The sequence below is a fragment of the Paenibacillus sp. FSL H3-0457 genome, from assembly GCF_037981725.1.
In the GTDB taxonomy this organism is placed as follows: domain Bacteria; phylum Bacillota; class Bacilli; order Paenibacillales; family Paenibacillaceae; genus Paenibacillus; species Paenibacillus amylolyticus.
In genome coordinates this window covers 4,860,061-4,872,413 of sequence record NZ_CP150283.1, presented here as the reverse complement: position 1 = coordinate 4,872,413, position 12,353 = coordinate 4,860,061, and the positions used below count along the sequence as shown (strand labels likewise).

The following is a 12,353-nucleotide window of genomic DNA, read 5'->3' as shown; positions in this document are numbered from 1 at the left end:
AAGAAAATTGTCACTTGCCGAAACGCTTTATGTAAGCGTATTCTTATGTGGATAACTTTACTGTGAACAAGGGATGTGCTCAATAGACAAAAGCGTTCTGTTGGGTGGACATTTTCGAATGGTGTGACAGATATCATCATAGGACGAGGTGTGAGGGAATTGCGATATCGATTTGGAACGCTTCAGCAAAGTCTGTTTGCCTATTACTCTGCGGTATTTATTATCTTTTCGCTGATTGTGGCGGGGCTTCTGTATGTTTTTCTCGCAAGTGACATTCGTCAGCGAAGTGAAGAACAGCAGAGACAACTGGGTGTATCAATCGTCAGTAACCTGGATCAGGAAGTGGTGAAAATGAACAACTTTTCCATGAATATCGTGTACTCCAATCTGGTCAAAGAACACTTCAGTCACTACTTGGCACCAGCAGAAGGCAGTGAGCAGACAATGACGAGTGATCCAGCATTGTATAAGGATACAACCACACTAATTGATGTCATTCTTGCGATCATCAGCAGCTCCAATACAGCCAAGCAGGCCAATATCTATGATGTGAATGGCAAGATGTTGGGAGCGGGTGCATTCAACGGTCAACTGTCGGTAGACCTGACTCAGCGACCGTGGTACAAGGAAACCTGGGAGCGGAGTGGATGGCGGGTAATTCAACTGTTAGAGGGCGGAGCTTTGCCCATGCCGACCGGCGAGGGGAAATCGGATCAACCTTACATTTCGCTTACACGGGTATACAAAGATGGCAACTATGTCAGCCAGGGTGTCGTTGAGATTTTGCAGGATGCCGGAACCCTGTTTCAGCATTTGAATGAATTGCAGACAAATAACGACGATCTTCGGATCTATGTAGTGGATGAACAAAATACAAGGTTGTTTCCACTTTCTTCGGATGCCGAGGCTTCTCAAGCAGGCCATTTCGATGATGTGGACTTGATTCAAAATCTTTCATTTCCGCCTGATACGATGCAGGAGATCACCGATCCTTTGAATCAGTCCAAACAAATGATGACGTACATGACTTCACAAGAGACGGGATGGACCGTTATTGTCATGCAGTCCAAACAGTCCCTTTTCGCGAGTCTCAACCGGATGGCTGTGATGTTTATCGGTGCGACGTTAGCTACTCTCATGCTGATTCTGGTTCTATCGTATCTGATTTCCAAACGGGTCACTTTGCCGCTGCATCGTTTGCAGCGCATTATTCAGAAAACGGGTGAGAATGATCTGTTATCGGGACAGGAATCCGGTCAGTTGTTCAAACTGGAGCATCCCGGTTCTATCCGGGAGATGGATGAGCTGAATGATACGTTTATCCGGCTGAATCAACAGCTTGTGCAATCGTTTCAGGACAGGCTGGCGATGAAATCTCAGGAGACAGAAGCAAGATTACTGGCGCTGCAATCCCAGATGAACCCGCATTTTCTCTATAACAACATCACAAATATCAGCATCATGGCGGAAGAAGGCATGAATGAGCAGATTGTTGCGTTCTGCGCCAATATTGCGTCTATGCTGCGTTATATTTCTACTCCGGGAAAGAATGGGGTTCCACTGTCCCAAGAACTGGATTATTGTGAGCGATATCTGGAGTGTATGAAGATTAGGTTTGAGGATGATCTGCACTACGAGTTTCATATTCCGGAAGAGATGAAGTATATCCAGGTTCCGATGCTGATGGTACAACCACTACTCGAAAATGCCATGAAATATGGACTGGGCGATACCCCTCCATGGAAACTGAATATTACTGGAGATATGGATGCGGTACAGCAGACCTGGCAGATCCACGTGGAAGACAACGGGCCTGGCATGGAACCCGAAGCACTTGCCAAGATCATGCATTACATCGAACAGTCACAGGAGTGGGAGCGTATGCCTGACCTCGAAATCAACGGCATGGGACTCAAAAATATATGGGTCCGATTGAAATTATGGTATGGCACGGCAGCCCACATGCAGATTACGAACAAGCCTTCCGGCGGTGTCCAGATTACAATAGGTGGTTCCATTCGAAAGGAGCATGACCGAACCCGTGACAATCAAATATAGAACGATTATTGTGGAAGATGAAGCCCTGATTCGCCGGAATGTCTCGCGCAAATTCAGAGAGCTGGACACCCGGTTCGAGGTGATCGGTGAAGCGCGGAACGGTCAGGAAGCGTTACAGCTCATTGAACATTCCGTACCTGATCTGGTTGTAACTGATATACAGATGCCGGTAATGAATGGATTGGAACTCGCCAAACATCTGTACTTTGCCTATCCGCATGTGAAAATTGTCATTCTGAGTGGTTATCATGAATTCGAATATGCACGGCAGGCGATCAGTTACAAGGTGGAGGATTATCTGCTCAAACCATTATCGGAAGAACAGCTTCGTACACTGCTGGATGCGATGGAATTGAAGCTTGGGAGCGCTGTGGATTCGCTTGCGCATGTCAGTGCCGTGCTGGATGAGCAGGTGAAGCCGGAGGATATCGCAGAGGCCGTTAAGTTGTATTTGAAGCAGAATTACATGCATGAGATTACACTCCAGGACATGGCGGGACAGATGCATTTTAGTGTGGACTATCTGGGGAAGTGTTTTAAGAAAGTAACGGGTGAGACTCCGCTGAAATATATGACAGGTCTGCGGATTAATGAAGCAAAACGCATGCTCGTTACTCATGAGAATATGGATATCAAGACTATTGGTGGAGCGGTAGGGTATAGTGATTCCCACTATTTCAGCCGGATCTTCAAAAACAAAACGGGCATGTACCCTAGCGAGTACCGACTGCAATTGCAGGAACGAAAAAAAGCCCTGTCCATGGATGATGAGCACCATGTTGACTTGAGCTGATTACTGGGCCAGAGCTTCTTCGGTTATTTTGCGAATATCAAACGGGGAGCGGATACCTTCTTCGATCATGTCGGGGAGAATCTGTTCCAGGAAATACTGCACACAGTGGAGGTCGATATTTTTGATTTTGACCAAGGCATAACGGTACATAACGATAAATTCTTTCTCCGTATTGCCACGTTGGAGCTCAGCAAAGGCTTCATATACCTGATCCATCTTGTCTGCGACTTCGAGAATCAGTCCTTCAACCGATTGGTCTTTGCCCTCACGTAGCTGTCTGCGGAAAATAGGCTGGAACTCTTCAGGAATATTTTCATTAATAAAATGTTCAACCATGCCTTCTTCCACCTTTTGCAGCATTGAACGCAGCTCCAGTGAATAATGTTTGACTGGTGTTTTGATATCACCGATGAAGATTTCGCCATAATCATGACTGCTCGTAATTTCGTATAACTTCTTCCAATCGATGGTGGTTCCATGTTGCTCCTCAATATCTGCGAGCGTTTTGGCGTACTGTACCACTTTCCAGGAATGAGCGGATACGCTATGTTCTTCGAATTTGAATTTGCCAGGTGTACGAATAATACGTTCAAGATCGTTTAGTGACCTGAAGTACGTGTGAATTCCCATATAAGCGTTCATCCTTTGCTGGTTGAGTATAAGTGTGAGTATCCATCGACTATACGCCAGTTATGTCAACTGTGGATTAACGCGGATAGCGACGAAGGTAAAATGAAGTTTTAATTCTCTATAGAAGGACGAGAGGATGAATGGGAAGCGTACGAGAGAGTAACAGCTTATCGACAAACAATAAAAAGCCACGATGTGTGACTGAACGTGAGTTCGGCATCCATCGTGGCTTCAGTGTGTAGATGTTGTGCTCTAGCGCTACATAAGTGCAGTTGAATCAAGAATTATGCTTTTTTACGTACCGGAGAAGTATACCAGTACGCCATTCCAACAAAGAGGGCACCGCCGATAATATTACCAAGCGTTACCGGAATCATGTTATGGAACCAGCCTGCCATCGTGATTGTATCCGGGTGGTTTGGCAGCAGCCAGGATAAAGAGAGTAAAGTCATATTGGCAACACTGTGCTCATAACCACTTGCGATAAATGCGTACAGACACCACCAGATAAGAACAAGTTTGGCGATATCTTCTTTAGAGCGAGCTGCCATCCAGATCGCCAGACAGACGAGCCAGTTACAGAGAATGCCGCGGAAGAACAACTCAGACACGGGCGCCGCCATCTTTTTGGCAGAGACAACGAATAACAGATGTTCCGGTGTGGCCGTTTTGAACAGGCCGCTACCGACAATGAGTAGACTTAATAGAATTGCGCCGAGCAGGTTACCAACAAAGACGAGCCCCCAGTTCTTCAGCGTTTCATTCACTGTGGTTCGGCCTGCCAGTGTACTCATGGTAAAGAACATATTGTTACCTGTAAACAGTTCCGATCCGGCAAAGATGACCAGCGTGAGCGCGAGTCCGAAGGACATGCCCATCAACATGGTTTGCAGTGGTGACTGTGCCGCTAGGAGCGGAGCACCAATACTGAAGATCAGAACGATGCCAAGCCCTACATAGGCACCAGCCATCAAGGCAGCAACCATATATCGTGACAGGCTTGCGTTCATTTGATCCCGTTTTTTAACCGCAGCTTCAATAATTCCCTCAACACTTGGTGTATACATCACGGTTTCCCCCATTATTTTGCATCAATCTTTGAACGTTTCGCTATATTTCGATCCAAACCTGGCCGTTCTCTACCTTTACCGGATACATCTGTACTTGACCGTTGTCCGGTGCTTGCACAAGACCTGTAGTCAGGTCAATTTTCCAATCATACAGCGGATCGTACAGATAATGCCCGGACACGATGCCTTCAGCCAGCGGCCCACCCTTAGGATGGGGGTTGTGATTATCCGCAGCGAAGATGGTACCATCCGATGCAAGAAAGACAGCAAGCTGATGATCCTTAATCTCAACTACTCTTCCGATTCGTGGCAGGAATTCTTCAACTACTCCGGCAGGGAAGTAGGTGCCTGATTGTTTTGTCGTCATCTTAAACCACTCCTTATCTATATTTAACATTCCGGCAGTATTAATCTGCAAGCTTACTTATGGACGAGCCGATACTTCGATTCCATGGAACATTTTGCTTTGGCCTTCTTCATTGCGAATCGCTTTTTGCCAAGGTTCTTCAACATGCTCAAGTGCAAATTCAATTCGCTGCATCAACGCTTTACGTTCCTCAAGGTTATCCACAACAACCGAACGAATATGCTCCAGACCCATGCGTTCCACCCACTCGGACGTCCGTTCCAGATAGTTACCTGTCTCGCGGTAATATTGCATGATGGCGCCGCACAGTTCAATCAACTCTTCATCCGTTTTCACTTTGCATAAGGGATCAGCCAGTCTTGCTTTAATACCGCCGTTACCACCGATGAAGATCTCCCAGCCTCCGTCGTTACCAACGATACCGATATCTTTGGTACATGCCTCTGCACAGTTTCGCGGACAACCGTTGACGGCATATTTAAACTTGGCTGGCAGATCCAGACGTTCGAATTTACGTTCGATGCGAGCACCCATGGCCATGGAATCCTGTGTACCGAATCGGCAGAATTGGGAGCCGACACATGTTTTGACCGTACGCAGCGATTTGGCGTATGCATAACCTGAAGGCATATCCAGTTCAGCCCAGACTTTGGTCAGATCTTCTTTTTTGACACCAATCAAGTCGAGACGCTGACCGCCAGTCACTTTGACTGCTTTTACATCATATTTGACTGAAACGTCAGCGATGCGTTTGAGGTCCGCTGGTGTAGTCACCCCGCCGTACATCCGAGGTACAACCGTATACGTTCCATCTTTTTGAATATTCGCGTTCATCCGTTCGTTAACAAAACGGGATTCTTTCTCATCTTCGTGTGTGTCTGGTGCAATCATGCCAAGGTAGTAGTTGATCGCCGGACGACATTTGGAACAACCTTCTGGCTGACTCCAACCCAGTACATTCATGACCTCTTTGGTCGTTTGTAATCCTTTTTCACGAATCTCGGCTACAATCTCATCCCGTCCCATGGAAGTACATCCGCAGATGCCCTGTTTAGCCCCAGTACTGAAACTGTCTCCAAGTACATATTGCAGAATCTGTTCCACAACCGGTTTACACCCACCACAAGAGCGTGTTGCACCGGTACAGGCTTTGATTTCATCAACAGTGGTAAGGCCCTGGTTTGTAATTACATCAACAATGGCTCCTTTGGTTACCCCGTTACATCCACAGACGATTTCGTCCTCGGGCATCGTTTCAACAGAGGTTGCTTTCTTATGACCGCCGCAGCCTGTACCCATGAGTGAACCATACAATTCTTCGGTCATTTCGGTTTGATTTTTAATCAGTTTCTGCAATTCGGCAGAATCCGTAATGTCACCGAAGAGAACAGCGCCGACCATTTTATTATCACGAAGCAGAATTTTTTTGTAGGTCCGTTTCCAGTCATCTTTGTGCGAAATGACGGTGTGCTCGGGGCTGTCGATGAATTCACCAGTTGAAAACACGTCCACACCCGAAATTTTCAATTTCGTGGATACAACTGAACCTTCATAAGGAGCGGTCTCCACACCGCAGATATGTTTCGCCAGAATCATACCTTGTTCAAACAATGGGGCAACGAGGCCGTAACATACCCCGCGGTGCTCTGTACATTCCCCGACCGAATACACATTCTCAAGTGAAGTCTGCATATAGTCATTCACGACAATACCCCGGTTCACTTCCATACCGCTTTCGCGGGCTACAGCCGTATTGGGTTTGATGCCTACAGCCATGACCACAAAATCAACATTCAGAACCGTATCATCTGCAAAACGTATCCCTTCAACGCGTTCGCCGCCCAGCAGTTCGGAAGTCTGCGCACCCATCTTGAACCGGATACCCTGACGTTCGAGTTCTGCCTTCAACATGGCTGAAGCTTGTGGATCAAGCTGACGCTCCATCAGATCTTCCATCAGATGCACTACAGTAACTTCCATGCCAAGTTGTACCAATCCTTTGGCAGCTTCAAGGCCTAGCAGTCCGCCCCCGATAACGGCCGCTCTTTTATACTGTTTGGCAGCATCCAACATGACATTGCAATCGGCGATATCGCGGAAACCGACAACACCCTCTTTGTCATGTCCCGGGACGGGTAGAATGAAGGAGTTGGAGCCAGTCGCAATGATAATTTTGTCATAAGGAACGCGAGTTCCATCTTCAGTCACAACTTCGTGCGTCTCGGCATCGATTCGTGTAACCGTTGTGCCTGTGTGCAGCGTAATGCCGTAATCTTCATACCAGTGAAGGTCGTTCAGCACGATATCGTCCAGTGTTTTGCTTCCTTCCAGTACATAAGACAACATAATGCGGTTGTAGTTAGGATAGGGCTCTGTGCCAAAAACGGTAATATCAAATCGCGTAGTTAATTTCAAAATTTGCTCAACGGTACTGATTCCAGCCATACCGTTACCAATGATAACGAGTTTCTCTTTTTTTCCGTTCATGTGTGTATGCCTCCTTGAATAGACGCTGTACATTACTCAAAATTTTAGTGGTTTATATTTGAAATTATACAAGTAGTTGACGACAGTTTATGTGATTTAATTCACTAATAAGGATAGAAGAGTCATAAATATAATAGTGTGAGCCCCATCACAGAAAGTTATATTTATTTTCATACAAATAAGAAATGCGAACTATTGTTCTTATTTTGTTTTCGTTGTAAAATCGGAACTGGGCCGTATTGTTCCCGATTTCTTCGAAAGGACGTTTTTGCATCATGATGGGAAGATCCCACCTTATTATCGGGACAGGCGTGTCGCTTTCTGTTCTGCAGTTGGCCGGTATGCCAGTGACAGCCCCGGCAGTTACGGTTGCACTGATTGGTTCGTTATTGCCTGACATTGATGAGCCAAATTCGCTGCTGGTATCCAGAGCCTTACCTAACAGTCTGATCAGGTTGTTACAGACGATTCTGTTGCCCACAGCTGTATTTGTGTACTTCTATGTTCATGCCAAACCATGGAACCTGTTGCTTGCGATCCTCATTGCGCTTGTGTCATTCCTGCCTTCGCGTTCGCTTCGCAAAGTGTTGATGTTTGCGATTGGACTCGGACTGGTTTTCTATGGTCACGCATTTGCACCGTGGAATCTGATTGCAGGCAGCCTGCTTATGCTGTGCACCACGCTAACTCATAGGGGATTAACGCATACCTTATATGGAACTGCGGTATGGGCTGGTTTACTCTACAGCACGACCCAGCAGCAGGGCCCGGAGATCTGGGTAGCGGGAGGCACGGCATATGCGATGCATCTGTTGGCCGATTCACTCACCAATCGGGGTATTCGTCCGTTACCACCGCTCAAGTGGCGCATACGGGTGAATCTGATGAGTACAGGGACCAAGCGTGGGGCCGTTGTAGAGAATGTCTGCATTGTGCTCACACTCATTTTGGCGTGGTTCGCGTTCTCGCCATTATTTCTGTAATGACCAAATACCAGTCCTACATAAGGACTGGTATTTCTCTTATCTTATTTTACCTGTAAGCCATGAGAAGAGGGTTATGAGATCAAGTCGCTGTTGGAGTGCTGGATAAACTTTCAATATCGGAGGAGCCAAATACAAATAAAACAACAAGAATAAGCACAATTAACAGTTCGGCAAACCCGGTTCCATCAAACTCGGACATGATGTCCACCTCATTTCTTGGCCATTAAGAATTGATCCTCTGCTGAAATGCCTGTATAACATCATTAAGCGTCATATCGCCGCCAGTTTCATCCAGGAATTGTACCAGTTTGTCTGAATTGGAGGGTGTGACCTTTTGAAGTGTTTTATATTGACCAACCAATTCTACAACCAATGTAGCCTCACGAAACAACGTGACGGCATCCACTCTCAACTTTCCGCTCACCAATAGCGCCGCTACAATCAGTTCGAGATTTTTCCCTTTGAGGCTTCCATTAAGGAGGGTGTTAGCAGCGTTTGGTTTTTTGTTAGAACCTTTATTTGATTTTCCGTTCCTTCCCACTGCCATAACAGGTCCCCCACTGGTTGGTGTTTGGTTCTTGATCTTCCATTATCGTATATCTTATGTGGCATTCTCCATAATGTTCGACCTATTAATCTAGTTGATTACAAAAAAAGAGACATCCCGGTCTGACGGGACATCTCTTTCAGGTACATCCTATTTAAGGACTTTCCGTTTAACCTTTACTACGCGTTATTAATTATGGTATTCATCGTTGTCCGATCAAGACCTTTGACCAGTTTCACGATCAGTTCTTTGGCCGCATCGTAGTCATCCGTATGAATGATGGAAGAAGAGGTATGGATATAACGTGCGCAGATACCAACAACTATTGATGGTACACCAATGCCACTCAGGTGAACTTGACCTGCATCGGTACCACCTGGTGAGATGAAATACTGCATTTTAATCTGATTGGATGAAGCCGTATCTTGAACATATTCCACCATTCCGCGATGGGTGAACATACCCGGGTCAAAAATACGAAGCAATGCGCCTTCTCCGATATGTCCAAACGACTGTTTGTCACCTGTCATATCATTCGCCGCGCTACAGTCAAGTGCAAAGAAGATATCAGGCTGAATCAGATTGGCCGCCGTACGTGCACCGCGAAGCCCCAGTTCTTCCTGAACTGTTGCACCAGCGTAAAGCGTGTTAGGCAGTTTTTCCTTGTGCAGTGCTTCAACCAGTTCGAGTGCAAGTCCTACGCCATAACGATTATCCCACGCTTTAGCCATAATTTTCTTCGGGTTCGCCATCGGCGTGAATTCACAGATCGGTACGATCTGCATCCCCGGATGAATGCCCCAAGATTCTGCTTCCGCACGGTTGTCTGCTCCAATATCGAGATACATGGAATTCAGATCCACAGGTTTGTTCCGCTGGGACTCGTCCAGCAAGTGTGTAGGTGTAGAACCTACAACTCCGGTAATCCGACGATCAGGTGTGATGATTTCCAGTCGCTGAGACAGTACAGCCTGACTCCACCATCCACCCAGTGGACGGAATTTGACCATACCCGTTTCCGTAATGCCTGTAGTCATGAAACCAACTTCGTCAAAGTGTCCGGCTACCATAACTTTAGGACCGGATTCCTCCCCGCGTAATACACCAAATAGACTCCCCAGGCGATCCTGGACGAACTCATCGGTATAAGCGGAAAGCTTATCTTTCATCCAGCCGCGAAGCTCACGTTCAAAACCGGATGCGGAAGGAAATTCCGTCAACGTACGAAACATATCCATCGTTTTTTCATTCATGTGTCAACAACTCCTCTGTTGGTATGTATTTCAGGTCACAGTAGAACGGCTACCCGCCTGTTGTCCTTTAAGATGTAGTTCAAAAAGTCTTTTATCTTTTTGAACACGCACTTAATATGCTGAGGACTTGTTATTTAACCACTGGTCACATTACAGTATGAACCTTGCGCAAGTGATTGTCCATGTTTATGTCACGTATTTAAGGCATATTTTGGGCACTTACCGTGTCCAAGTTTCATGACTCTATCCGCTGTAGTCGTAGTCCTGATACCACTTCAATGAATATGAATATATGGAGGAGATGTCATCATTTTGTGAAGTTCTTATTTCAATATTTGTTTGTCTGTCTACAGGAAGGAGCTAAATATCCAATGAAGCCTCCAGAAGAGGGCACGGAAAAAGTACTGTTTATCGTTCTTTTTATCTTGCTCGTGATTGTTCTTCTTTATTTATAGACTATCTAAAAGTCCTCAGATCCGGCGTATTCCCACTTTGCTTTCACAACATAATCTTGTTGGAAACATATGCTGTCTGTCGCCGGATACATAACCTTCCGATTAATAACAAACAATGAATATAGGATTACACACATTGGCATTCAGCCGTAGCTTTGAACCATTTTCACATAGAGGAGGTCTTGTATATTGCCAGCTCAATCTACATCCGGAAGCGAAAAAAAATCGTCGTCCCTGTCCATGGATGAAAAGGAGTACAAAAAAGTCGCAAAAAAACATGAGCCGCCTCGTCCAATCCTGAAAAATTGCCTCAAAGCATTTCTGGTTGGGGGTACCGTCTGTTTGATTGGACAGGCCATTCAAGAGGCTTTTATGGCCGGTTTCGACATGACATCAAAGGAAGCTTCCAGTCCTACGGTAGCGGTCATGATTCTCATATCGGTTATTCTAACGTGTCTCGGCGTTTACGATAAAATGGCTCAATGGGCAGGAGCAGGAACTGCTGTGCCGGTTACCGGCTTTGCCAATTCCATGTGTTCTGCTGCACTGGAACATCGTGCTGAAGGACTGGTGCTCGGTGTAGGGGCCAACATGTTTAAACTTGCTGGTTCCGTTATCGTGTTTGGTGTCGTGGCAGCATTTGTCGTAGGGATCGTTTACGCCTTTTTGGGATTTGGAGGTGGGCACCTGTGAAACGATTGGGTCGCCAGACATGGCAGTTTGAGAATCGTCCTCGGATCATTGGTAAATCCGCAGTTGTAGGACCAGAAGAAGGCGAGGGCCCACTGTCATCTGATTTCGATTATGTCTACGACAACCTCGAGATCGGCGAGAAAACGTGGGAAAAGGGAGAACGCAAACTGCTCGAACAGGCCTCCCAACTGGCTTTGGTTAATGCAAATATCACCAAGGAAGAGCTTCAATTTTTTGTTGGTGGAGATCTGATGAACCAGATTATCAGCAGTTCCTTTTCAGCGCGAAAACTGGGTGTGCCTTACCTGGGTGTCTTTGGGGCCTGTTCTACTTCCATGGAAACGTTAGCGTTAGCGTCCATGATTGTTGACTCCGGAGCTGGCGATTATGTCCTTGCAGGAACGGTGAGCCACAATTGTACGGTGGAGAAACAATTTCGGTATCCGACGGAGTATGGCTCCCAAAAGCCGCCTTATGCGCAATATACCGTCACAGGAGCAGGGTGTGGTGTGGTCTCCCGTACTGGTGATGGCCCCGTTGTTACCAAAGCAACTATTGGACGCATTATGGATTTGGGCATCAAAGATCCCTTTAATATGGGTTCAGCCATGGCGCCAGCAGCAGCCGACACTATAATCTCTCATTTCAGGGATACGGGATTGGAACCCGGCTATTATGATCTCATTGTGACCGGGGATCTGGCTTCCGTCGGTCTGCCAATTACGAAAGAGCTTTTGCAAAAAGAAGGCATTCCCATGGAACAGACGGTATTTAATGATTGCGGCCTGATGATCTATGATCGGGAGAAACAGCCTTATGTGGTTGCCGGGGGAAGTGGCTGCGGATGTTCTGCCACCGTCACCTATGGTCACATTTTGAACCGAATGCAGAAGGGTGATCTTAAACGGGTGCTCGTCGTAGCTACCGGGGCACTGCTGTCTCCAATTTCGTACCAGCAGGGTGAAAGTATTCCTTGTATTGCACATGCCGTAGCCATAGAAATGGAGGGATAAA

General features: G+C 46.5%; 11 protein-coding genes. 5 read left to right on the top strand and 6 right to left on the bottom strand.

Features of this window, described 5'->3' with window-relative positions; genetic code table 11:
• Nucleotides 1-159: 159 nt before the first annotated feature.
• Both MHH25_RS21640 and MHH25_RS21635 read left to right on the top strand, forming a co-directional pair.
• Nucleotides 160-2,058, top strand: coding sequence for a histidine kinase (locus tag MHH25_RS21640; protein WP_340018002.1), 1,899 nt, complete (start codon nt 160-162; stop codon nt 2,056-2,058).
• Nucleotides 2,042-2,851 (top strand): response regulator, encoded by an 810-nt coding sequence (locus MHH25_RS21635; protein WP_036668535.1) that lies wholly within the window; start codon nt 2,042-2,044, stop codon nt 2,849-2,851. The genes MHH25_RS21640 and MHH25_RS21635 overlap by 17 nt, the downstream gene beginning before the upstream one ends.
• On the opposite strand, the gene MHH25_RS21630 is transcribed toward MHH25_RS21635, so the two are convergent.
• The 4 genes from MHH25_RS21630 to nirB all read right to left on the bottom strand — a co-directional run bounded on the left by MHH25_RS21630 (nt 2,852) and on the right by nirB (nt 7,405).
• Nucleotides 2,852-3,481 (bottom strand): YfbR-like 5'-deoxynucleotidase, encoded by a 630-nt coding sequence (locus MHH25_RS21630; protein WP_074095934.1) that lies wholly within the window; start codon nt 3,479-3,481, stop codon nt 2,852-2,854. It abuts the gene before it with no gap.
• A gap of 284 nt (nt 3,482-3,765) precedes the next feature.
• Entirely contained in the window at nt 3,766-4,548 is a 783-nt protein-coding gene (locus MHH25_RS21625; RefSeq protein WP_076318837.1) for a formate/nitrite transporter family protein, read from the bottom strand.
• Nucleotides 4,549-4,591: 43 nt separating this feature from the next.
• A complete protein-coding gene (gene nirD / locus MHH25_RS21620; RefSeq protein ID WP_076254401.1) occupies nt 4,592-4,918 on the bottom strand; it encodes a nitrite reductase small subunit NirD in 327 nt (108 codons plus the stop codon).
• A 57-nt stretch (nt 4,919-4,975) separates the two neighbouring features.
• Nucleotides 4,976-7,405 (bottom strand): nitrite reductase large subunit NirB, encoded by a 2,430-nt coding sequence (gene nirB / locus MHH25_RS21615; protein ID WP_340018001.1) that lies wholly within the window; start codon nt 7,403-7,405, stop codon nt 4,976-4,978.
• A gap of 275 nt (nt 7,406-7,680) precedes the next feature.
• On the opposite strand from nirB, the gene MHH25_RS21610 reads away from it, so the two are divergent.
• Nucleotides 7,681-8,388 (top strand): metal-dependent hydrolase, encoded by a 708-nt coding sequence (locus MHH25_RS21610; protein WP_100527005.1) that lies wholly within the window; start codon nt 7,681-7,683, stop codon nt 8,386-8,388.
• 226 nt (nt 8,389-8,614) lie between these two features.
• Here the strand turns inward: MHH25_RS21610 and MHH25_RS21605 are convergent, their stop codons facing one another.
• A complete protein-coding gene (locus MHH25_RS21605) occupies nt 8,615-8,938 on the bottom strand; it encodes a hypothetical protein (RefSeq protein ID WP_074095924.1) in 324 nt (107 codons plus the stop codon).
• A 179-nt stretch (nt 8,939-9,117) separates the two neighbouring features.
• Nucleotides 9,118-10,191 carry a M42 family metallopeptidase gene (locus MHH25_RS21600; protein WP_315370663.1) on the bottom strand — a complete coding sequence of 358 codons (1,074 nt, stop codon included), beginning with the start codon at nt 10,189-10,191 and terminating at the stop codon, nt 9,118-9,120.
• A 695-nt stretch (nt 10,192-10,886) separates the two neighbouring features.
• On the opposite strand from MHH25_RS21600, the gene spoVAC reads away from it, so the two are divergent.
• A complete protein-coding gene (gene spoVAC / locus MHH25_RS21595) occupies nt 10,887-11,339 on the top strand; it encodes a stage V sporulation protein AC (protein WP_047844446.1) in 453 nt (150 codons plus the stop codon).
• The gene (spoVAD, locus tag MHH25_RS21590; protein WP_076318841.1) at nt 11,336-12,352 is read left to right on the top strand and encodes a stage V sporulation protein AD; all 1,017 of its coding nucleotides are present in this window, start codon (nt 11,336-11,338) and stop codon (nt 12,350-12,352) included. Before spoVAC ends, spoVAD begins: the two co-directional genes overlap by 4 nt.
• Nucleotide 12,353 lies beyond the last annotated feature (1 nt).